This is a genomic window from Streptomyces sp. NPDC050560, from assembly GCF_044457285.1.
GTDB lineage: Bacteria > Actinomycetota > Actinomycetes > Streptomycetales > Streptomycetaceae > Streptomyces.
The window spans coordinates 748,363-771,110 of record NZ_JBITGT010000001.1 but is presented as its reverse complement, the minus strand read 5'-3'; the positions used below and the strand labels follow the sequence as shown (position 1 = coordinate 771,110).

The following is a 22,748-nucleotide window of genomic DNA, read 5'->3' as shown; positions in this document are numbered from 1 at the left end:
CCACGCCCCCGGCCCGTGGCGGTGCCGACGGATCAGCTCCCCGGGCCCGCGTACGAGAACCGGTACCCGGCGAAGTCGCCGACACGGACATAGCCGAGCCGCCGGTAGAGGGCATTGCTGGTGGCGTTGGCCGGGTCCGTGAACAGGACGACGTCCGTCGCGCCCGCGGCCCGCGCGGCACGGCTCACCTCGACCGTCACGGCGCCCGCGTAGCCGCGGCCCCGCAGGGGGGCCGGGGTGTAGACGGGGTCCACCCGGATCATCCCGCCGACCATCGAGGTCACGGCGGCCATGGAGACGGGAGCGTCGTCCGGGGTCTCCCAGAACGTGAAGTGCCGGTCGCCGAAGCGCGAGTCGGCCCAGGAACCGGCGTCGATCAGGTCGAGGGAGGGCTGCTCGCCGACCTCGACGCAGAACGCGCGACACCAGCGCACGACGCGCTCACGGTCTTCCTCGCCCGCCCCGCGGCCCCGGCCCTCCGGAAGCGGGTCCTGCGGCGTGAGGGTGCCGAGACGGTGGAGACACGTACGCGAGAAGAGGGCCGGCACCGCACCGGTGCACCGCCGCCACGCCCGGGCGAACGCGGTGGCGGTGCCGTGGTCCGCGAGGACCTGGGAAGGGAAGTGGCCGAGGGCGGCGAGGCCGGTGGCGAGGGTGTCGACCTGCCCGGCGGAGAGTGCGGTGAGGCCGAGACGGCCGCGCGGGGTCCGGTAGAAGACGGCGCGGACCTCGCCCCCCGACTCCAGCAGGCCGAAGGCGGCCGCCCCGGCACCGGGCGCGCCCGCCCCGCGCGTGCGGATTCTCTCGATGTCGGTCAGCGGCGTGGTGTGCAGGGCAGGCCGCGAGCGCAGGAAGTCCCCGGCCCGGGCCAGGAAGCCGTCGACGTCATCCGTGAGTTGCCAGTCGTCCGAAAGCATGCTCCATGATCCCGGGCCCAGGGACGGTGGGACACCGTGGGACGGCCACCACGCGCGCGTGCCGACCGTCCCACCGCCCTACGCCGGCCGCACCACGCTGTGGATCGGCATGTAGTAGATCGACTCGACGCGGACACTCGCGCCCGGCTTCGGGGCGTGGATCATCTGGCCGTTGCCGATGTACATGCCGACATGGCTGATGTCGTCGTAGAAGAACACCAGGTCGCCCGGCTGGGCGTCGTCGACCGACACCGTGGTGCCGACCTCGACCTGGTCCCAGGTGGTGCGCGGCAGGGAGATGCCCGCCGCCTTCCACGCCGCCTGGGTGAGCCCCGAGCAGTCGTACGAGTCCGGGCCCGTCGCACCCCACACGTACGGCTTGCCGATCTGCGCGCGGGCGAAGTCGAGCGCCTTCTGCGCCTTGGCCGCGTACCCGGTGGAGCTGCCCGAGCCGCCCGAGCCCGGCTGGCCCGAGCCGCCGTCCGACCCCGCCGCCTGCTCCTGCTCCTGCTTGCGCTTCTTCTCCTCCGCGGCCTGCTTCTTCGCCAGCTCGGCGGCCTTGCGCTCGGCCTCCTCCTGCTTCTTCTTCTCGATCGCGGCGAGCCTGGCCTTCTCCTCGGCCGTGAGCTTGGACAGCAGTGTGCGCGCGCTGCCCAGCTTCTTCTGGACCGTGTCCTTGGTGGTCTTCAGCTCGGTCTGCGAGTCGGTCAGGCCGACCAGGCCCTCGCTCGCCTCGGTGCGCTTCTTCGCGGTGGCGGCCTGCTGCTTCTGGTAGTCGTCGACCGCGGCCTTCTGGCGGGTGGTGAGCCGGTCCATCAGGTGGTCCTGGTCGAAGTACGCCTGCGGGCTGTCCGCGAGCAGCAGCGTGGCGGTGTCCCCGAGGCCGCCGGTGCGGTACTGCGCGGCGGCGAAGGAGCCCAGCGCGCGGCGGGCGTCGTTGAGCTTCTCGGTGCGCGACGCCACGTCGTCGAGGAGCTTGTCGACGCGCTTGCGTTGCTTCGCCGCGTCCTCCTTGGCGGCGTTGTACTTCTGGGTGGCCGTGCCCGCCTGCCGGTACAGGTCGTCGACCTGCTTCTGCACCTCTTCGAGCGTGGGCTTCGGCTTCGCGGGGGCGGCCTGCGCGCTGCCCGACAGGAGCGCCACGGAGGTGAGCGCGGCGGTGGTGATGCCAATCGCGGGCGCGGTGCGGACGGGGGTCCGCGGCTTGCGGTGCGACGCCAAGGGGCGACTCCTTCCGTGGGCCGCCTACCGGGTTAGCTGTCGGGTTCGGGCGGGTGGTCCGGAAGGCTGCCCTACGGCCCCTGGGCTCGCCGCACGCGCGCGTGCGGCCGTCCCACGGGCCGATTCACCCCGGGGTCCATGGGTCCCCGGCTCAGGCCGCCCACGGGGGACGGCACACGACTCGGCGGGGGCCACCCGTCCCGGCGTGATCGCCGGTGGGGGTACGGGTCGCCCGCCGGGCACGGTAGCCAACTCGTGTGAGCGCTGTGAAGGTTGGTGTTCCATTTGCCCGATACATTTTTGTGATGTTCGCACTGTGTGAGCGGTGCGTCGCGGTGTGCTCGCGTCTTGGGCCCGTTCCGGTTGCCGGTACGGGCTGTCCGGGGGCCGCCCCGGATGTCAGTGGGGGCGCCTAGACTCGGGGACGATGAGCAGCCTCTTCGACGACAGCTTCCTGGCGCACCTCAAGCCCGCCGCGGCCGCGGGCGAGGAGCCCCCGCCGCCCGAGGACGGGCCCCCGGAGGACATCCCGGCGGACCTGTTCGGCGGGAAGTTCGACGCGCCCCCGCCCGGGGCCGCGTACTACCGCGACGGCGCCAGACGCCCCGCGGCGGACCCGGACGCCCTCCTCGCGGGGCTGAACGACCCGCAGCGCGCCGCCGTCACGCACAGCGGCTCCCCGCTGCTCATCGTCGCGGGCGCGGGCTCCGGCAAGACCCGGGTGCTCACCCATCGCATCGCCCACCTCCTCGCGGCCCGCTCCGTCCACCCCGGGCAGATCCTCGCGATCACCTTCACCAACAAGGCCGCGGGCGAGATGAGGGAGCGCGTCGAGCAGCTCGTCGGGCCGCGCGCCGCCGCGATGTGGGTCATGACGTTCCACAGCGCGTGCGTGCGCATACTGCGCCGCGAGTCGAAGCGGCTCGGCTTCACCTCCTCCTTCTCGATCTACGACGCGGCCGACTCCAAGCGGCTGATGGCCCTCGTCTGCCACGACCTGGAGCTGGACCCCAAGCGCTACCCGCCCAAGGCGTTCAGCGCCAAGATCTCCAACTTGAAGAACGAGCTGATCGACGAGGAGGACTTCGCCGCGCAGGCGGCCGGGGGCGCCGCCCAGGGGTCCGACACGGGCGGCAGCTTCGAGCGGACCCTCGCGCAGGCGTACGCGCTCTACCAGTCGCGGCTGCGCGAGGCCAACGCCCTCGACTTCGACGACCTCATCATGACGACGGTCCACCTGCTGCGCGCCTTCCCCGACGTCGCCGAGCACTACCGCCGCCGCTTCCGGCACGTCCTCGTCGACGAGTACCAGGACACCAACCACGCGCAGTACGCCCTCGTCCGCGAGCTGGTCGGCACCCCGCCCGCGCCCGACGCGCAGGAGGACCCCGCGGCGAGCCCTGCGACGGACGACGACGCGGTGCCGCCCGCCGAGCTGTGCGTGGTGGGCGACGCCGACCAGTCGATCTACGCCTTCCGCGGCGCCACCATCCGCAACATCCTCCAGTTCGAGGAGGACTACCCGAACGCGACGACGATCCTCCTCGAACAGAACTACCGCTCCACGCAGACGATCCTCACCGCCGCCAACGCGGTCATCGAGCGCAACGAGAGCCGCCGCCCCAAGAACCTGTGGACCAACGCGGGCGCGGGCGCGCGCATCACCGGCTACGTCGCCGACACCGAGCACGACGAGGCCCAGTTCGTCGCCGACGAGATCGACAGGCTCACCGACGCCGGGGACGCGAAGGCGGGCGACGTCGCCGTCTTCTACCGGACCAACGCGCAGTCCCGTGTCTTCGAAGAGATCTTCATCCGGGTCGGGCTGCCGTACAAGGTCGTCGGCGGCGTCCGCTTCTACGAGCGGCGCGAGGTCAGGGACGTCCTCGCCTATCTGCGCGTCCTCGCCAACGCGGAGGACTCGGTGCCGCTGCGCCGCATCCTCAACGTGCCCAAGCGCGGCATCGGAGACCGCGCCGAGGCCATGATCGACGCCCTCGCGCAGCGCGAGAAGATCACGTTCCCCGCCGCCCTGCGCCGCGTCGACGAGGCGTACGGCATGGCGGCGCGCTCCGCGAACGCGGTCAAGCGCTTCAACACCCTCATGGAGGGCCTGCGCACGGTCGTCGAGTCCGGCGCCGGCCCCGCCACGGTCCTCGAAGCCGTCCTCGAACAGACCGGCTACCTCGCCGAACTCCAGGCGTCCACCGACCCCCAGGACGAGACCCGTATCGAGAACTTGCAGGAACTCGCCGCCGTCGCCCTGGAGTTCGAGCAGGCGCGCGGCGAGGAGGACGCGGGCACCCTCGCCGACTTCCTCGAACAGGTCGCCCTCGTCGCCGACTCCGACCAGATCCCCGACGAGGACGAGGAGGGCGCGGGCGTCATCACGCTGATGACGCTGCACACCGCCAAGGGCCTGGAGTTCCCCGTGGTGTTCCTGACCGGCATGGAGGACGGCGTCTTCCCGCACATGCGCGCCCTCGGCCAGGCCAAGGAGCTTGAGGAGGAGCGCCGGCTCGCCTACGTGGGCATCACCCGCGCCCGCGAGCGGCTGTACGTGACCAGGTCCACCCTGCGCAGCGCGTGGGGCCAGCCCTCGTACAACCCCCCGTCGCGCTTCCTGGAGGAGATCCCCGGCGAGCACGTGGACTGGAAGCGCACCGGGGCCGCCCAGCCGACGGCCACCGCGGGTTCGGTCGCCGCCGCCCTGTCGTCGTCCCGCTCGCGCGGCTCCGGCGTGCCGGGCTTCGCGACCCGCAGGGCGACCGAGAAGCCCGCCATCTCGCTGGCGGTGGGCGACCGCGTCACCCACGACCAGTTCGGCCTCGGCACGGTCGTCGGAGTGAAGGGCACGGGGGGCAACGCGGAAGCGACCATCGACTTCGGCGACCCCAAGCCGAAGCGGCTGCTGCTGCGGTACGCACCGGTCGAGAAGCTGTAGTCGCCGGTCGCCGGTGGCCCGTTCGCCGCCCGTGCCCGCGGGCGGCAGGCGGTGTGCCCTGGCCGGGTCAGGTGGGGTCGAGGCCGTGGCTGCGCAGCCACGGCAGCGGGTCGACGGCGGCGCCGCCGCCCGGGCGCACCTCGAAGTGCATGTGCGGGCCCGTGGAGTTGCCGGAGCTGCCGGACAGCGCGATCTGGTCGCCCGCCTGGACGACGGTGCCGCTGGGCACCGAGTACCCCGACAGATGGCAGTACCAGGTCTCGGTGCCGTCCTTGGCGGTGACGATCGCCATGTTGCCGTAGGCCGAGTTGTACTGCGTGCGCACGGTCCCGTCGATCGCGGAGAACACCGCCGTGCCGTACTGCACGGGGAAGTCGATGCCGGTGTGCACCGACATCCAGTTGACGCCCGCCTGCCCGAAGTAGGCGCTGAGGCCGTGCTGCTTGACCGGCAGCACGAACTTGGGGCGCAGCCGCTCCTTGCGCGCCTCCTCCTCCTGCTCCTTCTTCTTCTCCGCCTCCTTCTTGGCCGCCAGGTCCATGCGCTCCTGGGTGCGGCTCGCCCGGTCGGCGAAGTCGCCCGCGTCGGCCGAGAGGTGTTCGAGCTGGGTGTCGAGCTTGTTGTTGGCCGCTGCGGGCCGCACAGAACCCGGGTCGGGCGCGGTCGCCGTGGTCTCCTTGGCGTCGCCGCCGAGCCCGTCCACGGAGGCGGCGGCGATGCCCGCGACACCCATCACACACGCGGAGGGCACCGCCACGGTCAGCAGCGCCGAACGCTTCGCGGGCCCCTTGCGCCGTGCTCGCGAACGCGGCGCCTGCCGGGCCGCGGCCCGGCCGCCCGCCGGAGCGCCCACGGGTGACAGCCGCTCACCCTCGTCAGCCGGGTCGTGGGCGTCGTACGCGTCGGGGGACTCGTACGCGTCGAGGTCCGCGGGGTCGTAGGCGTCGGGGTCCGCGGGGTCGTACCCGTCGTGGCCCGCCGTGGCGTCCGTGCCGTCGAGCGGGGGCAGTTCGCCGGTGTCCCGCAGCCCGTCACCGTACTCCGCGTCCCCGGCGCCGCCGTGGGACCGCGCGCCGTCGGGGTCGGCGGCGGTCGGCTGGGCGAAGGCGTGCTGGAAGGTCTGGGTGGCCGCGGCGGCGAACTCCTCCGCCGTCGCGGGCGCCGCGGCCCAGGTCTGGGTGGCCGCCGCGCCGTAGGGCGCCTGCGGGTCCACCGTCCCGAAGGTGCTCGTGGTGAACGTCTGCCCGTCGAATACCTGCGTCGCCGCCTGGGCCTCGTAGGCGCTCGTCTCGAAGACCTGCGTCTCGTACGCGCCCGCCTCGGGGCCCGCCGCGTAGGGGTGCTGCGCGGGGGCGCCGTAGCCGTCGTAGGACTGGTCGCCGTAGTCGCCGTAGGGGAGTTGGCCGTCGGCGTAGGTGGCCGACGCGTTCCACGCGGTGGAGTCCCACTGGCCCGAGTCGCCGTGGCCCGTCTGTCCCGGGATGCCCCAGGCGCCCGTCAGGTCCTGGCCGCCGTAGGAGGCGTCGGGCCCCGGTGCGGCGTACGGGTCGTACGCGGTGCCCGCGCCGTCGGTGCCCCAGGCGGCGCCCGGCGCGGCCTCGCCCGGCATGTCGCCGAAGAGGGGGTCGGCCTCGAAGGAGCCGGTCGCCGTGGCGGTCGCGGTGGCGCCCTGATAGCCCGCGGAGGCGGCGTCGTATGCCTGGTAGCCGGAATAATCCGTATGGCCATAGGCGTTGGTGCCGTTACCGTCATACCCGGCGTAGTCGCCGTACTGAGCGCTCTGCGGGTCATACGACCCATAAGGCGCGTAGTCGGCGTTCGGAGCCGGTGCCGGGGGATACGCGGTCCCCGGCGGGTGACGGTCTTCCACCAACTTCTCTTTCGCCTCGACAGCAGGGGCTGGGGAGCCAGGTCGGCGGCGGAGCCGTCGACGTCACCGCCCCCCAGAGGCAGAGCAGTGCGGCGACTGTACCCGCCGGTATGAGGGCGCGACAATCTTCGCCGGGTTTCCGGGCCGCGAGAACCGGGCATTCAGCCGCCTTTCGGCGGATCACTTGCGCGGCCTTGATCTTTCGTTCGACAACCGTTCGAATCCGGGGCGCGTCTCCTCTTCTTCGCCGCACTCTGCTCGACCGCGCTTGCGGGCCGCCGAAGGCCCCCTCCGGTTCACCCGAACGGCGCAACGGCAGCGCCCGCTGGTGTCGCTCGGGGGGCTTACGCCACGGTCAGGCCGCCGGTGGCGGAACCGGGGCCTCCGGCCGCGTCGGACACCCCGCCCTCGTCGAGCACCTGCCGTACCCGCGCGGTGACCGTGGGATGGACGGGAAGCGCGAGATGACCGATTCCGGTGACACGTACGTTGTGCGTCAGAAGGTCCGGATGGTCGAGGGCGGCCGATTCCGGCGGGTCCATGATCTCGTCGAGGGTGCTCCAGAAGCTCACGAAGCGGGTACGGCAGCCCGGCGCAGGCTCGCCCAACTCGTCCAGCAGATCGGAGCCTGGCCGCATCTGGCGCACGATCGGCAGCGCCGTCAGCGCGGGCACCGCCCTGGTCCCCGAGTGCGGGGTGCCCAGCGTGACCAGCGTGCGCACCCGGTCGTCGCCGCCGAGGCGCTGGACGTAGTAGCGCGCGATGAGACCGCCCAGGCTGTGGCCCACGATGTCCACCTCGGGGCTGCCGGTGCGCGCCCTGATCTCCTCGATACGGTCCGCGAGGCGCAGCGCCGCCCAGCGGACGTCGCCGGTCACGGGGGAGTGGTTGAACGACTCCACGTGCCGCCTGCCGTGCTCGGCGAGCAGATGCCGCAGCAGCACGAACACCGAGCGGTTGTCGATGAAGCCGTGCAGCAGCACCACTGGGGGGCCGCCGCTGCGGACGAACGCGCTCGTGCCGGACGGCGCGGCGGTGCGCGGCCTGCGCTCCTGGAGGATGCCCGAGGGGTAGAGGAGCAGGTGCCCGGTCAGGATTGCCAGTTCGAGCGCCGCCGACTTCAGCAGGTCCACCGGGAGCGCGGGGGCGGCGGGCGCGAGCCGCGGCAGCGGCAGTACGGGCCACGCGGGCAGCGGCGGCCGGGGCAGCCTGGCGACGAGGGACAGCGGGAGACGCGGCAGGAGCGAGAGGGGGCCGCCCGGAGGGGCGAGGGAGGAGAGCGCCGGAAGCGGCGGCAGGAACGGAAGAATCCTGGTGGTCTCCATGGTCGACCTCCCGTCGGCGCACGGAGGACCGCTCTGTCCCCTGGCGCCTTCATGGACCGCGGGCCGCCGCCCCGGTCGGGAGGGCCGTCCACGGCTGCGCGTGCGCCCGGCGGTGGTCCCCGCGTCGTCCCGCACGCCCGCGCTGCACTTGTCTGTTCCCTTCTGTGATTTCCCCCTCTGTCCGAGGCGTAAAACTGCGGGGTGCGGGATGCTGGCGATAACGTTCGTTCACTCGCGCCCGGCGGCGCGGGTGAGGATCGCCGTGCCCGGCAGCGGCCGGGCGCACCGGACAGGGTGGGTACGCGGTACTGCTCGGTACCGGCCGGTACGAGGGAGGCATTCATGGATGTGGCAGCCGGTCCGCTCCGCGTGGTGGTCGCCAAGCCGGGACTCGACGGCCACGACCGGGGGGCCAAGGTCATCGCACGCGCGCTGCGCGACGCCGGTATGGAGGTCATCTACACCGGCCTGCACCAGACGCCCGAGCAGGTCGTCGACACCGCGATCCAGGAGGACGCCGACGCGATCGGCCTCTCGATACTCTCCGGCGCGCACAACACCCTCTTCGCCCGCGTGATCGAGCTTCTCGAAGAGCGTGACGCCGCCGACATCAAGGTCTTCGGCGGCGGCATCATCCCCGAGGCCGACATCCCCCCGCTCAAGGAGAAGGGCGTCGCGGAGATCTTCACCCCCGGCGCCACCACCGCCTCCATCGTGGAGTGGGTGCGCGCCAACGTGCGCCAGCCCGCCGGGGCCTGACCACCCGCGTGCACCGGACCCCTGCCGCGGGCCCGGCGCCGCCCCCGCGCGCCGCCGCCTCCGCGCCTCGCGCCGCCGCTTCCGCGCCCCGCGCGGGTGCTCACCCCGTGCCCGCGCCCCCCTCCGCCCCGCCGGGCGCGGCCAGTTCCGCGTGCATCGCCGCCCGCAGCCGCAGCGTGCTCGCCAGCCGCTGGAACGCCTCGGCCCAGTAGGCACCCGCGCCCGGCGAGGAGTCCTCGCCGTCCTCGGGCACCGCCGTGAGCGCTTCGAGGCGCGGCGCCTGCGACGGGTCGAGGCACCGCTCGGCCAGGCCCATCACCCCGCTGAAGCTCCAGGGGTAACTGCCCGAGTCACGCGCGATGTTCAGCGCGTCCACGACGACCCCGCCGAGCGGTTCCGCCCACGGCACCGCGCACCCGCCGAGCAGTTGGAACGCCTCGGACAGGCCGTGCGCGGCGATGAAGCCCGCCACCCACTCGGCGCGCGCCCGCGCGGGCAGCGCCGCCAGCAGCTTCGACCGCTCGGCCAGCGACACCACCGGCGGCTCGGGGTCCGTGCCGAGCGCCGCGGGCTCGTCGAGCAGCGCCCGTGACCACTCGGCGTCCCGCTGGCGCACCGCGGCCCTGCACCACGCGCCGTGCAACTCGTGCGCCCAGTCGACCGCGCCGTCGTCGACCGCGAGACCCACAAGATCCGACGGCGTCCTGCCGCCGAACCGCTCGCCCCACACCCGAAGCGGCGTCGCCTCCACCACCTGCCCGAACCACCAGGCACGCTCGCCACGCCCCGACGGCGGCTTCTGCACCACCCCGTCGCGCTCCATCGCCGCGTCACACCCGCGCGGGGGCTCGACCACGAGCGCCTGCCTGGTCTCGTCGAGCGACACGCACGCGAAGGCGCGCTCGGCCATCCGCGCGGCAAGCGCCGAGCCGGGCAGCGCGGAAAGCAGCTCCGCCGCCACCGCGCGTACGTTGCGGCTGCGGTCGGCCAGTGCCCGTTCGAGGAACGGCTCGTCGTCCGCTTCGAGGCCGAAGCGCAGCGAGTCCAGGAACATCAGCCGGTCCTCCGCCCGCTCCTTCGCCCATGTCCCCGCCAGCAACTCCCGCGCCAGCGCGCGGTCCTGGGACCGCAGCGCGGACAGCAGCGCCACCCGCTCCGCGAACAGCCCCTCGTCCCACAGCAGCACCGCGCGCTCCCGCGGCACGGGCGCGCCGTCCCCCGCGGGGGACCCGGCGGCGCGCAGCGCGAACTTCCAGTCGGGATTGAGCCCGGCGAGCCAGCGGGCGCGCGCGCCCGTGAACGCCAGCACCTGGGGCCGCAGATCGGTGCGCCCGCGCGCGGCGTCGAGCAGCGCGGGCACCAGCTCGGGCGGCGCGGCGAAGCCACCGGCGTTGGCCGCCGCGAGCCACTGCGGAAGCAGCTCCTTCAGATCCGGCGTCGTACCCCGCCTGCCGCTCGTGGCCTGGCGGTCGGCGAGCAGCGTCGCCAGCCGGTCGGCCGCTGCGGGCGGCAGCGCGGGCCGCGGGTCGGGCGCCACCGCCCCGGGCCCCTGCCGCGCGGGCGCGGGCCGCAGCCCCGCCCGCCGCCACACCGTCCGTACGGCGGCGGCGTCGAGCAGCGCCACCGGCGCGGGGCGGCCCGCGGGCGGCACCGGCGGCCTGCGCCGCTCCGTGCCGAGCAGCGCCGCCGTCACCAACTCCTCCCAGGGCACCCCGAGCCCCGCCCTCGCCCCTTCGGCCTCCGTGGTGCCGTTCCCCGTCGTCATCGCGTGCTTCCTCCCCTGTCCGCGTCCCCACCCGATGCCGTACGGCGCGTGCCGCGCGCGGCGCCGCCGCACCCCGCCGCCGCACGGCGGCCGTACCGCCTCAGCACAGCGTCACCAACGCGCGCGTGCCGTCCGCCTCCCGCGCGCCCGCGGGCCAGACCGCCAGCGGCAGGAAGCCGCGGTGGCCGCACTCGCCGAACACGGTGACGGGCTCGCCGCCCGAGACCGACGCGAGCCGCCAAAGACCCGCGGCCGAGGCGCCGCGCGCCACCGGGAGCGCGGTGCCCGCGGCCGGGTCCGCCAACTGCCAGCCGTCGTCCCCCGGCACCGGGACCACCGGGCCGAGCGCCACCGGCACCGCGTCGAGCCAGGGGTCGTCGCGCAGCGCCGCCCCGTACTCCGCGAGCGCCCGCTCCATGGCGACGCCCGGCGGGCGCACCGCCTCGTGCACCGTGTCGAACTGCTCGCCCAGCTCGGCGCGCTGCCGCACCGGGCCCTCCCGCCAGGAAACCTCCGCGTCCAGGGTCAGCCCCACCGGCAGCGCGAGCGTCGGCGCGCGGCCCGCGGCACCGAACGAGAGCAGCAGCGCCGTACGGCCCGAGGCGGCCCCGTACAGCCACGACTTGCGTGTCGTCAGATGGCCCGCGGCCGAGTCGGACTGGGACAGCACCAGCCAGCGGTCGCGCTCGGGCTCCCCGGCCACCGGCGGCGTCAGACCGATCCTGGAGCGCACCGACGCGGCCTGGCCCTCGGGCAGTTCGTCCCTGCGCTGCCACGCGCGGTCCAGCAGGTGCAGCAGCGCGCACTCCTCAAGGAGCCGCACCGGCCAGCCGGGGCCCGAGGCCGCGACCGCCCCCAACTCGCGCACCCGGGAGGCGAGCCCGGGCGCCTGCGCGTCGACCATCCTGGCCGCCGTCTCGTCCCACCAGCCGTACCCCGCCTGCTCCGCCGAGGCGATGCCGCCGCGCAGCAGGTCGGACAGCCGCTCCTCCAACTCCTCGACGCCCGCGGTGATCCGGTCGGCGCGCCTGGCCGCCCGGCTCTGTGCCTTGCGCCTCGTCGCCTCCTCGGCCTCCGGCGTGGCGGCCGCGGGCGCCGCCCGCTGCCCGGCGCGCTCCCGCCGCCCGGAGAGCCACTGCCCCGCCCAGTCGGGCACCTCGTCGGAGCCCGGCACCCCGGACTCGCCCGAGGACCAGAGCAGCAGCAGCCCCAGCGCGTGCTTGCACGGGAACTTCCTGCTCGGACAACTGCACTTGAACGCGGGCCCCGAGGAGCCCGCGAAGTCCACGACGGTCTGGTACGGATTCTTGCCGCTGCCCTTGCACAGGCCCCACAGCGCCCTCTCGCCCGCGCCCGTCCGCGACCACGGCCCGGCCTCGCCGAGCCTGCTTCCCGCCTTGCGCGACGAGGCGTCAGGAGCAAGTGCCAGCACCTGATCCGCCGTCCAGCGCACCCCCTGCTGAGTCATGTCACCGACCGTAGGACCCGGCACTGACAATGCCGGGTGCCGAGGAAGTCGCCGCAGGTCAGGGCGGATTGTCAGTGCCATGCGGCACGGTGGCACCATTCACAGCCCACGCTGGAGGGGGACCGCTCCATGTCTGCACCCATGCCCGCACCCACGGCCGCACCCACCGAGGCGGCGCCGCCCGCCGAGGCCGGCTCCGAAGGGGCGCCAGGCCAGGAGCAGGGCGTTCTGCGGGCGCACGCCGAGGACGCGTTCGCCGCGGAGCTGGCCGCGCTCGCCGCGCAGGACGACCGGCCGCGCCCGGCCCGCTGGCGGCTCTCCCCGTGGGCCGTCGCCACGTACCTCCTCGGCGGCACCCTCCCCGACGGCACGGTGATCACACCCAAGTACGTGGGCCCCAGGCGCATCGTCGAGGTCGCCGTCACCACCCTCGCCACCGACCGCGCCCTGCTGCTGCTCGGCGTGCCCGGCACGGCGAAGACCTGGGTGTCCGAGCACCTGGCGGCGGCCGTGAGCGGCGACTCGACGCTGCTGGTGCAGGGCACCGCGGGCACGCCCGAGGAGGCCATCCGCTACGGGTGGAACTACGCGCAGCTCCTCGCGCACGGCCCCAGCCGCGACGCCCTGGTGCCGAGCCCCGTGATGCGCGCCATGTCCGACGGGATGACCGCCAGGGTCGAGGAGCTGACCCGTATCCCGGCCGACGTCCAGGACACCCTGATCACCATCCTGTCGGAGAAGACCCTGCCGATCCCCGAGCTGGGCCAGGAGGTCCAGGCGGTCCGCGGCTTCAACCTGATCGCCACGGCCAACGACCGCGACCGCGGTGTCAACGACCTCTCCAGCGCCCTGCGCCGCCGCTTCAACACGGTGGTGCTGCCGCTGCCGGAGAGCCCGGACGCGGAGGTGGAGATCGTGTCCCGGCGGGTCGACCAGATCGGCCGCTCGCTCGACCTGCCCGCGGCGCCCGAGGGCATGGACGAGATCCGCCGCGTCGTCACGGTCTTCAGGGAGCTGCGCGACGGTGTCACCACCGACGGGCGCACCAAGGTGAAGTCGCCGAGCGGCACCCTGTCCACGGCGGAGGCGATCTCCGTCGTCACCAACGGCCTCGCGCTCGCCGCCCACTTCGGCGACGGGGTGCTGCGGCCCGCCGACGTCGCCGCCGGAATCCTCGGCGCCGTCGTCCGCGACCCGGCCGCCGACCGCGTCGTCTGGCAGGAGTACCTGGAGGCCGTCGTGCGCGAGCGGGACGGCTGGAAGGACTTCTACCGCGCCTGCCGGGAGGTCAGCGCATGACATCCGCTGCCACGGCGCCCTCCGCGGGCCCGGTCGGCGGGCCGCTGCTGCTCGGTGTGCGGCACCACGGCCCCGGCTCGGCGCGCGCGGTGCGCGCCGCGCTGGACGCGGCGCGGCCGCCCGCCGTGCTGATCGAGGGCCCGCCCGAGGCGGACGCGCTGATCGCGCTGGCGGGGGACCCCGCGATGCGCCCGCCGGTCGCGCTCCTCGCGCACGTGGTGGACGAGCCGGGACGCTCCGCGTTCTGGCCGTTCGCCGAGTTCTCCCCCGAGTGGACCGCCCTCACCTGGGCCGCCGAGCACGGCGTGCAGGCCCGCTTCATCGACCTGCCCGCCGCCCACAGCCTCGCCTGGCGCGAAGGGCCTGCCGCCGCAGAGGCGCCCGCGCCCGACGACGACGCCCCGCACACCGACGGTGACGGCGACCACGGGGACGGCGGCAGCGACGACGGGGACGGCGGGGACGGGCGGGACGACGGCGAGACCGCCGAGACCGCGCGCGTGGACCCCATCGCCGTCCTGGCGAGGACCGCGGGCTACGAGGACCCCGAGCGCTGGTGGGAGGACGTCGTCGAGCACCGCGGTGCGGGCGCCGACGCGTTCGCCCCCTTCGCGGCGCTCGCCGACGCCATGGGCGCGCTCCGTGAGGCGTACGGGGAGCACGACAGCGAGCGCGACCTGGTGCGCGAGGCCCATATGCGGCTCAAGGCGCGCGCGTACGCGAAGGAGTTCGGCGACGGCCTCGCGGTGGTCTGCGGCGCCTGGCACGTGCCCGCGCTGCGCCGCCGTACCACCGTCGCGGCGGACAAGGCGCTTCTGAAGGGCCTGCCCAAGGTGAAGGCCGACCTGACCTGGGTGCCCTGGACGCACCGCAGGCTGGCCCGCGGCAGCGGCTACGGCGCGGGCATCGAATCCCCCGGCTGGTACGGGCACCTGTTCCACAGCCAGGACCGCCCGGTGGAGCGCTGGATGACCAAGGTCGCGGGGCTGCTGCGGGACGAGGACCGCATCGTGTCCTCCGCCCATGTCATCGAGGCCGTCAGGCTCGCGGAGACCCTGGCGGTCATGCGCGGGCGCCCGTTGGCCGGGCTCGGCGAGACCACCGACGCCATACGGGCCGTGATGTGCGAGGGCTCCGAGGTCCCGCTCGCGCTCATCCAGGACCGGCTCGTCGTCGGCGACGTGCTGGGCGAGGTGCCCGACGCGGCACCCGCCGTCCCGCTCCAGCGCGACCTGGCCCGCCTCCAGCGCTCGCTGCGCCTCAAGCCCGAGGCCCTCGACCGCGACCTCGACCTGGACCTGCGCGGTGACAACGACGCCGCCCGCAGCAGGCTGCTGCACCGGCTGCGGCTGCTCGGCGTCGAGTGGGGCGAGCCCGTGGCGAGCCGCGGCACCGGCACCTTCCGCGAGTCCTGGCGGCTGCACTGGGAGCCCGAGCTGTCCGTGCGTGTGGCCGAGGCCGGCATCTGGGGCACCACGGTGCTCGGCGCCGCCACCGCGAGGGCCGCGGCCGACGCCGTGGCGGCGGACAGCCTCGGGGAGGTCACGGCGCTCGCCGAGCGCTGCCTGCTCGCGGAGCTGCCCGACGCGCTGCCCGTCGTGATGCGCGTCCTCGCCGACCGCGCCGCGGTCGACGCCGACATCGGCCAGCTCGCCCAGGCCCTGCCCGCCCTGGTCCGCTCGCTGCGCTACGGCGACGTACGCGGCACCGACGTGCACGCGCTCGCCGAGGTCGCCGAGGGCCTCGCCGAACGCGTCTTCGTCGGCCTGCCACCCGCCTGCTCGTCCCTGGACGCGGACGCCGCCGCCGGAATGCGCCGCCATGTCGACGCCGTGCACACGGCCGTCGGCCTGCTGGCGGGCGCGACGGCCGCACCGGACGCGCCCGCCGCCGAGGCGCCCGGCGCCCCCCGTCCCACCGGGATGCGCCACCGCTGGCACGCGGTGCTGCGCAACCTCACGGGCCGTGACTCCGTACCCGGGGTGCTGCGCGGGCGGGCCGCGCGGCTGCTGCTCGACGAGGGCGAGACCACCGAGGACGAGGCGGCGCGCCTGATGGGCCTCGCGCTGTCCCCCGGCACCCCGCCGCCCGAGGCCGCCGCCTGGATCGACGGCTTCGTCGGCGGCGCGGCGGGCGGCGGCATGCTCCTCGTCCACGACGAGCGGCTGCTCGCCCTCGTCGACGGCTGGCTCGCGGCCGTGCCCGACGCCGCGTTCACCGACGTACTGCCGCTGCTGCGGCGCACGTTCTCCGCCTACGAGCCCGGCGTGCGCCGCACCCTGGGGGAGCTGGTGCGGCGCGGCCCCGCGGGCGGGCACGCGCCCGCGGCGGGCGACGGCGCGGTGCCCGGCTTCGGCGCCGAGCCCGACCTGGCCCGCGCGGACGCCGTGGTGCCCGTGCTCGCCCTGATGCTCGGCATCGGCGCCACGCCCGCGGCGGACACGGCCGCGGCGGGCGCCGAGCACGACGACGACAGTGGCAGGAACCGGACAGCGGCGGGAGTGGCGTGATGGGCGCGGCGGACACGGCAGAGCGGGAGCAGGCACCCGCAGAGGCGGGCGCCGACCCGGCGGCGGAGCGGCTGCGGCGCTGGCGCCTGGTACTCGGCGGCGGCGAGGCCGACGGCACCGGCGCCTGCCTCGGCGGCACGGACACGGCGATGGACGGCGCGCTCGCCGCGCTCTACGGCTCGGGCGGCGGCGGACAGCAGCGCGGCAGGGAGCGCTCCGCGGGGCTCGGGGGCTCCGCGCCGTCCGTCGCCCGCTGGCTCGGCGACATCAGGACGTACTTCCCGTCCTCCGTCGTCCAGGTCATGCAGCGCGACGCGATCGACAGGCTCGGCCTGTCCACGCTGCTGCTCGAACCGGAGATGCTGGAGGCGGTGGAACCCGACGTGCACCTCGTCGGCACCCTGCTCTCGCTGAACAAGGCGCTGCCCGAGACCACAAGGGAGACCGCGCGGGCCGTGGTCCGCAAGGTCGTCCAGGACCTGGAGCGGCGCCTCGCCACCCGGACGAGGGCCACGCTCACCGGCGCCCTCGACCGCAGCGCCAGGATCAACCGCCCCCGCCACCGCGACATCGACTGGAACCGCACCATCGCGGCCAACCTCAAGAACTACCTGCCCGAGTACCGCACGGTCGTCCCCGAGCGGCTGATCGGCTACGGGCGCGCGGCGCAGTCCGTCAAGAAGGAGGTCGTCCTCTGTATCGACCAGTCGGGCTCGATGGCGGCGTCCGTGGTGTACGCGTCGGTGTTCGGGGCGGTGCTCGCGTCGATGCGGTCCATCGCGACCCGTCTCGTGGTGTTCGACACGAACGTCGTCGACCTCACCGACGACCTCGACGACCCGGTGGACGTCCTCTTCGGCACCCAGCTCGGCGGCGGCACGGACATCAACCGCGCGCTCGCGTACTGCCAGTCGCGGATCACCCGCCCCTCGGAGACCGTCGTCGTCCTGATATCCGACCTGTACGAGGGCGGGATACGCGACGAGATGCTGAAGCGGGTGGCCGCGATGAAGGCCGCCGGAGTGCAGTTCGTCACGTTGCTCGCGCTCTCCGACGAGGGCGCCCCCGCCTACGACCGGGAGCACGCGTCCGCGCTCGCGGCACTCGGTGCCCCCGCCTTCGCCTGCACCCCCGACCTCTTCCCCGAGGTGATGGCCGCCGCGATCGAGAAGCGCCCTGTGCCCGTGCCCGACGCCGGTGCCTGACCGGGCACGGCGCCGGGGTGGCACTCTGTGACCCGTATCACCGCTCAGGTGTGACCTGCGATTTAGGGAGGTGTAGCGACCGGCGATAACCTGCCATGCGGACATGCCGCGTACCGGTACGGGTGGTACGCCTGCCCCGCGGGACACGCGCCTCGGCGCCCTCACGTCGCCCTCCGCGGCACGCCCAGCAGTTAAGCCAACCGCAGAGCGGCGAGACCACTGATAGGGACGGACGCGCGTGGACCTGTTCGAGTACCAGGCGAGGGACCTCTTCGCCAAGCACGGTGTGCCGGTGCTGGCCGGTGAAGTCATCGAAACGCCTGAGGCAGCGCGCGAGGTGACCGAGCGACTCGGCGGCCGCGCGGTCGTCAAGGCGCAGGTCAAGACCGGCGGCCGGGGCAAGGCTGGCGGCGTCAAGCTGGCCGCGGACCCGGCCGACGCGGTCGAGAAGGCCGGGCAGATCCTGGGCATGGACATCAAGGGGCACACCGTGCACCGCGTGATGCTCGCCCAGACCGCGGACATCGCGGAGGAGTACTACGTCTCCTTCCTGCTCGACCGCACCAACCGCACCTTCCTCGCCATGGCGTCCGTCGAGGGCGGCATGGAGATCGAGGAGGTCGCGGCCACCAAGCCCGAGGCCCTGGCCAAGATCCCGGTCGACGCCATCGACGGCGTCACCGACGAGAAGGCCCGGGAGATCGTCGCCGCGGCGAAGTTCCCCGCCGAACTCGCCGACCAGATCACCCACGTCCTCAAGACCCTGTGGACCGTCTTCATCAAGGAGGACGCCCTCCTCGTCGAGGTCAACCCGCTGGTGAAGACCGCCGAAGGCAAGGTCATCGCCCTCGACGGCAAGGTCTCCCTCGACGACAACGCCGCCTTCCGCCAGCCGGAGCACGAGGCCCTTGAGGACAAGGCCGCCGCGAACCCGCTGGAGGCCGCGGCCAAGGCCAAGAACCTCAACTACGTCAAGCTCGACGGCGAGGTCGGCATCATCGGCAACGGCGCCGGGCTCGTCATGTCCACCCTCGACGTGGTCGCGTACGCGGGCGAGAAGCACGGCGACGTGAAGCCCGCCAACTTCCTCGACATCGGCGGCGGCGCCTCGGCGCAGGTCATGGCCGACGGCCTGGAGATCATCCTGGGCGACCAGGACGTCAAGTCCGTCTTCGTGAACGTCTTCGGCGGCATCACCGCCTGCGACGAGGTCGCCAACGGCATCGTGCAGGCCCTCGCGCTCCTCAAGGACAAGGGCGAGGACGTCACCAAGCCGCTCGTCGTGCGCCTCGACGGCAACAACGCGGAGCTGGGTCGCAAGATCCTGTCCGACGCCAACCACCCGCTGGTCCAGCGGGTGGACACCATGGACGGCGCGGCGGACAAGGCCGCAGAGCTGGCCGCCGCGCGTTGACCGTGCGCGTTCGAGACACGACTAGGGACTAGGTACACCAAGCCATGGCTATCTTCCTCACCAAGGACAGCAAGGTCATCGTCCAGGGCATGACCGGCTCCACCGGGATGAAGCACACCCGCCTCATGCTCGGCGACGGCACCAACATCGTCGGCGGCGTCAACCCGCGCAAGGCGGGCACCTCGGTCGACATCGACGGCTCCAGCATCCCGGTCTTCGGCTCCGTCAAGGAGGCCATCGAGAAGACCGGCGCCAATGTCAGCGTGATCTTCGTACCGGAGAAGTTCACCAAGAGCGCCGTCGTCGAGGCCATCGACGCCGAGATCCCGCTCGCCGTCGTGATCACCGAGGGCATCGCGGTGCACGACTCCGCCTCGTTCTGGGCGTACGCGGGCAAGAAGGGCAACAAGACCCGCATCATCGGTCCGAACTGCCCCGGCATCATCACCCCGGGCCAGTCGAACGCGGGCATCATCCCCGGCGACATCACCAAGCCGGGCCGTATCGGCCTGGTGTCCAAGTCGGGCACCCTGACCTACCAGATGATGTACGAGCTGCGGGACATCGGCTTCTCGACCGCGATCGGCATCGGTGGCGACCCGGTCATCGGCACCACTCACATCGACGCACTCGAAGCGTTCCAGGCGGACCCCGACACCGATCTGATCGTGATGATCGGTGAGATCGGCGGCGACGCCGAGGAGCGCGCCGCGGACTACATCAAGGCGCACGTGACCAAGCCGGTCGTCGGCTACGTCGCCGGGTTCACCGCGCCCGAGGGCAAGACGATGGGCCACGCGGGCGCCATCGTCTCCGGCTCCTCCGGCACCGCCCAGGCGAAGAAGGAGGCCCTTGAGGCCGCCGGGGTGAAGGTCGGCAAGACCCCCACCGAGACCGCGGGCCTCGCCCGCCAGCTCCTCGGCTGACGTCCGGGCCACGCCCCCGGGCCCGTACCCCCGCCGGGGTGCGGGCCCGGCGCCGTCATCCGGCCCGTGGCGCCAGCCGGTACGGGTCCTCGGGGCGCGGCCCCGGCGCGGGGCGGCCCAGGGCGGGGGGACCTGACAGCGCGGGAACCCCCTCGATCGGCGTTCCTGGCGCCGTCGGCCACACATGGTGGGTGGGCGCCGTCGCGAGGGTGAGGCCGGTGAGCGCCAGGATCACCCCGGTGAACGTCAGCGCCGCCCCGGTACGCAGACCGGCCCGCCGCTCGGCCCCTGTCCGCACCGCCGCCGGGGGCCGCGGCTCAAGGCGCTCGCCGTCCGCGAGGCGTACCAGGGCCGCATGCAGCTCCGCCGGGTCCGCGAGCGCCGGCAGCGCCTCGGCCACCGCCTGCCGGGCGTGCCCGACCCGGTTCGCGGTGGCGGCCGTGGTCGCCTCGGTCTCCGCGGCCGTCTCCGGCACCCCGACACCGACGCCGTCGTGCAGCAGCAGCGCCCTGCGGTACGACGGGGGCAGCGCGAGCAGCGCGGCGAGCAGCGCGCGGCCCTCGGCACGCGCCGGGGGCGCCTCCCGCGCGCGGAACGGGCGCGGCCACGGCGACAGCGCGTACTCATGACAGGCCGCCCGCACCCAGCTCCCCGGGTCCGGGTCCACGGCCACCTCGGGCCAGCGCTGCCAGGCGAGATGGAACGCCCGCTCCACCACGTCATGCGCCGCGGCACGGCGCCCCGTCAGCAGATACGCCTGCCGCAGCAGCGCGGGCCCGGTGCGCGCGCAGAGCGCGTCGAACGCCTCGGCGGGGGTCGGCGCGGGTTTCGACGGCGGGGCGGGGGCAGCGGGCGCGGGTGATGCCTCGGGGGCGGCCTCCTCGGGGGGACCCGGCGCGGGCTCGGCTGCCTGCTCCGGCGCGGGTTCCGGCGCGGGCTGGGGCGTGCGCTCCGGCGCAGGCGCGTCCGGGGGGTCCGCGAGGCGGGCGAGCACGCGCGCGTACACCTCGCGCCTGCGGCCCGAGGGCGTCTGACGGCCGGTCTCCCAGCGCCGCACCGTGGCGGCGGTGACGCCGACCTGTCCCGCCAGCGCCTCGACCGTCAGCAACCTCGCCTCGCGCAGCCGTCTGCGCTCCTTGGGCGACGGCAGCGGGGGCGGCGCGGCCCCCGGTGTCAGCGGCATGGCGAACTCCCCGCGCCGCGCCCCGTGTCCATGCCGCCGCGGCGGGCGGCGCCCCTGCCGTCCCGTACGAAGAAACGCATAAATGTATCTTGTGCGACACATCCGTAATTCTCCTCTTACGACGAGAAGGTGCGTGTCGGGGGCAGCATGTCCGCATGGCGAGGACCCCGCAGCACGACAAGCCCCTGCCGCCGTTGCTCTCCGAGCTGTCCAGACCCCGTACCAGGCCCGCGGGTCCCCTGCTGTGCGCGCTGCGCGGCGCCGCCGCGGCCGGGGCCGGGTTCTGCGCGCTCGCGGTACTGGTGACCCTGCTCTGGGTCGGCTCCCCGTACCCGGACAGCGGACTCGGCGGCGCCTTCCATGTCGCCGCGTCGCTCTGGCTGCTCGGACACGGCGCGGGGCTCGTCAGGACGGACACGCTGTCCGGGGCGCCCGTGCCGGTCGACGTGGTGCCGCTGCTGCTGCTCGCGGGGCCGCTCTGGCTCGTCTTCAGGGCGGCGCGCGGCGCGGCGGAGCGCTCCGCGGAGAGCCCGCGCGGGGGCTCCGCCGCCTGGTGGGGCGTCGCCCTCGGCTATCTGCTGGTCGGCGCGGGGTTGGTGGCATACGCGCGCGGCGGGGCGCTGCGGCCCGGGTGGCCCGGTAGCGCGGTGCGCCCGCCGCTGCTCGTCCTGGGCGCGGCGCTGGCCGGTGCCTGGCGGGGGTACGGGGCGCGGGGCACGAGGCGGCGGCTGTGGCGGGTGCTTCCCGGCCGGGTGACGTCCCCCGGCGCCACCGGCGCGCGCCGATGGGCGGCGGCGGTCGCGCGCGCGGGCGCGGCCGGGACGCTGGCGCTGCTGGGCGGCGGCGCGGTGGTCGCCGGGCTCTCGCTCGTCTGGCACGGTGAGCCGGCCAGGGCGTCGTTCACCCAGCTCACCGCCGGTCTCTCGGGGCGCTTCGCGGTACTGCTGCTGGCGGCCGCGCTGGTGCCGAACGCGGCGGTGTGGGCGGCTGCCTATGCGCTCGGCCCCGGGTTCCCGCTGGGCGCCGGGCACATCGTGGCGCCGTTCGGGGTGGACGCGGCGCCGCCGCTGCCGCCGTTCCCGCTGCTCGCGGCCGTCCCGGAAGGGGCTTCCCCGGTGGGCTTCGCGGCGGTGGCGGTGCCGGTGGTGGCCGGGGCGACGGTGGCGTGGTTCGTGGTGACGGGGGTACGGGGCGCCAGGCGCGCGCTGCTCGCGCTCCCCGCCGCCGCGCTCTGCTGCGGGGTGTGCGTGGCGGTGCTGGCGTCGCTCGCGGGGGGACCGCTCGGCGCCTCGGTCCTCGCGGACTTCGGCCCCGTGTGGTGGCAGACGGGCGGGGCGGCGTTCGGCTGGGTCGTCGCCGTGGGCACCCTGGGGGCGGCGGTCGCGCTGGTGCCCTGGGCTACGGCGGGCGCGGCGCTGCGGCGGGTCCCACGGATGCCGCGGGTACGGCTGCCGTGGCGCGGGGAGCCGGTGCGGCAGCGGCGGCGGGAACCCGCCGTGGAGCCCTATGACTTCCTCTCGGAACCGGGCTTCCTGCCGGACCCAGGAGACGAGCCCGGCGCGCCCTTCGGCCCCGGGACGGGCGCCGGGGCAGGCCCGGGGCCAAGCACCGGGACAGGCACCGGAACCGGCCGGGGAACCGGCGCCGGTACGGGGCTCGGCGGCTCCGCCGCCTCCCTCGCCCCCGGTGCCGCCGGAGCGACCGGTGGCCCCGGAGCGACCGGTGCCGCGGGTACCCGGGACCGCGCCGCCGGGCCGCCTTCCGGCGCCCCGGCCGAACCGCCCGCAGGACCCGGGCAGTCGACCGCCGCCGACCGGCGGGACGAGGGCGCGGCGGCCACCGGGGCCGAGCAGCCCCCTGCCGCCGGGCCCCCGGAGCCGGACGGCTCGCAGGAGCAGGACGCCGCCTCCGACGAGGGTCCGTCGGCCGCCTCCTGACGGGG

Annotated in this window: 15 protein-coding genes and 1 riboswitch; of the genes, 8 read left to right on the top strand and 7 right to left on the bottom strand. The window is 74.6% G+C overall.

The features are described from left to right. Positions 1 to 32 precede the first annotated feature (32 nt). Both ACIBIW_RS03250 and ACIBIW_RS03245 read right to left on the bottom strand, forming a co-directional pair. Complete coding sequence (locus ACIBIW_RS03250) at positions 33 to 917, bottom strand: GNAT family N-acetyltransferase (RefSeq protein WP_399331333.1); 885 nt, start codon at positions 915 to 917, stop codon at positions 33 to 35. A gap of 78 nt (positions 918 to 995) precedes the next feature. Then, complete coding sequence (locus ACIBIW_RS03245; protein WP_399331331.1) at positions 996 to 2,138, bottom strand: NlpC/P60 family protein; 1,143 nt, start codon at positions 2,136 to 2,138, stop codon at positions 996 to 998. Between the two features lie 5 nt (positions 2,139 to 2,143). Then, a riboswitch (cyclic di-AMP (ydaO/yuaA leader) is annotated at positions 2,144 to 2,335 on the bottom strand. Between the two features lie 230 nt (positions 2,336 to 2,565). On the opposite strand from ACIBIW_RS03245, the gene pcrA reads away from it, so the two are divergent. Then, positions 2,566 to 5,082, top strand: coding sequence for a DNA helicase PcrA (gene pcrA / locus ACIBIW_RS03240; RefSeq protein WP_399331329.1), 2,517 nt, complete (start codon positions 2,566 to 2,568; stop codon positions 5,080 to 5,082). Between the two features lie 67 nt (positions 5,083 to 5,149). On the opposite strand, the gene ACIBIW_RS03235 is transcribed toward pcrA, so the two are convergent. Together ACIBIW_RS03235 and ACIBIW_RS03230 are read right to left on the bottom strand one after the other, a co-directional pair. Further along, positions 5,150 to 6,952: a M23 family metallopeptidase gene (locus ACIBIW_RS03235; protein WP_399331327.1), complete on the bottom strand. Its 1,803-nt coding sequence runs from the start codon at positions 6,950 to 6,952 to the stop codon at positions 5,150 to 5,152. A 344-nt stretch (positions 6,953 to 7,296) separates the two neighbouring features. Further along, entirely contained in the window at positions 7,297 to 8,277 is a 981-nt protein-coding gene (locus tag ACIBIW_RS03230; RefSeq protein ID WP_399331325.1) for an esterase/lipase family protein, read from the bottom strand. Between the two features lie 342 nt (positions 8,278 to 8,619). On the opposite strand from ACIBIW_RS03230, the gene ACIBIW_RS03225 reads away from it, so the two are divergent. Beyond that, on the top strand, positions 8,620 to 9,036 hold the full coding sequence (locus tag ACIBIW_RS03225) for a cobalamin B12-binding domain-containing protein (RefSeq protein WP_399331323.1): 417 nt from the start codon (positions 8,620 to 8,622) through the stop codon (positions 9,034 to 9,036). Between the two features lie 100 nt (positions 9,037 to 9,136). Here ACIBIW_RS03225 and ACIBIW_RS03220 read toward each other — a convergent pair whose 3' ends face one another. Together ACIBIW_RS03220 and ACIBIW_RS03215 are read right to left on the bottom strand one after the other, a co-directional pair. Continuing rightward, positions 9,137 to 10,801 carry a DUF5691 domain-containing protein gene (locus tag ACIBIW_RS03220; RefSeq protein ID WP_399331321.1) on the bottom strand — a complete coding sequence of 555 codons (1,665 nt, stop codon included), beginning with the start codon at positions 10,799 to 10,801 and terminating at the stop codon, positions 9,137 to 9,139. Positions 10,802 to 10,901: 100 nt separating this feature from the next. After that, positions 10,902 to 12,269, bottom strand: a complete 1,368-nt coding sequence (locus tag ACIBIW_RS03215) for an SWIM zinc finger family protein (RefSeq protein ID WP_399331319.1) — start codon at positions 12,267 to 12,269, stop codon at positions 10,902 to 10,904. Between the two features lie 129 nt (positions 12,270 to 12,398). Here ACIBIW_RS03215 and ACIBIW_RS03210 point away from each other — a divergent pair, with 129 nt between their 5' ends. The 5 genes from ACIBIW_RS03210 to sucD all read left to right on the top strand — a co-directional run bounded on the left by ACIBIW_RS03210 (position 12,399) and on the right by sucD (position 19,623). Beyond that, the gene (locus ACIBIW_RS03210; RefSeq protein ID WP_399331317.1) at positions 12,399 to 13,568 is read left to right on the top strand and encodes an AAA family ATPase; all 1,170 of its coding nucleotides are present in this window, start codon (positions 12,399 to 12,401) and stop codon (positions 13,566 to 13,568) included. Further along, on the top strand, positions 13,565 to 16,078 hold the full coding sequence (locus ACIBIW_RS03205; RefSeq protein WP_399331315.1) for a DUF5682 family protein: 2,514 nt from the start codon (positions 13,565 to 13,567) through the stop codon (positions 16,076 to 16,078). The genes ACIBIW_RS03210 and ACIBIW_RS03205 overlap by 4 nt, the downstream gene beginning before the upstream one ends. Next, positions 16,078 to 17,283, top strand: coding sequence for a VWA domain-containing protein (locus tag ACIBIW_RS03200; protein ID WP_399331313.1), 1,206 nt, complete (start codon positions 16,078 to 16,080; stop codon positions 17,281 to 17,283). Before ACIBIW_RS03205 ends, ACIBIW_RS03200 begins: the two co-directional genes overlap by 1 nt. Positions 17,284 to 17,521: 238 nt before the next feature. Next, the gene (sucC, locus tag ACIBIW_RS03195; protein WP_399331311.1) at positions 17,522 to 18,697 is read left to right on the top strand and encodes an ADP-forming succinate--CoA ligase subunit beta; all 1,176 of its coding nucleotides are present in this window, start codon (positions 17,522 to 17,524) and stop codon (positions 18,695 to 18,697) included. Between the two features lie 44 nt (positions 18,698 to 18,741). After that, the gene (gene sucD, locus ACIBIW_RS03190; RefSeq protein WP_399331309.1) at positions 18,742 to 19,623 is read left to right on the top strand and encodes a succinate--CoA ligase subunit alpha; all 882 of its coding nucleotides are present in this window, start codon (positions 18,742 to 18,744) and stop codon (positions 19,621 to 19,623) included. A gap of 55 nt (positions 19,624 to 19,678) precedes the next feature. On the opposite strand, the gene ACIBIW_RS03185 is transcribed toward sucD, so the two are convergent. Continuing rightward, positions 19,679 to 20,806 carry a helix-turn-helix domain-containing protein gene (locus tag ACIBIW_RS03185; protein ID WP_399331308.1) on the bottom strand — a complete coding sequence of 376 codons (1,128 nt, stop codon included), beginning with the start codon at positions 20,804 to 20,806 and terminating at the stop codon, positions 19,679 to 19,681. A 155-nt stretch (positions 20,807 to 20,961) separates the two neighbouring features. On the opposite strand from ACIBIW_RS03185, the gene ACIBIW_RS03180 reads away from it, so the two are divergent. Beyond that, entirely contained in the window at positions 20,962 to 22,743 is a 1,782-nt protein-coding gene (locus tag ACIBIW_RS03180; protein WP_399331306.1) for a DUF6350 family protein, read from the top strand. The last annotated feature ends 5 nt before the right edge of the window (positions 22,744 to 22,748 follow it).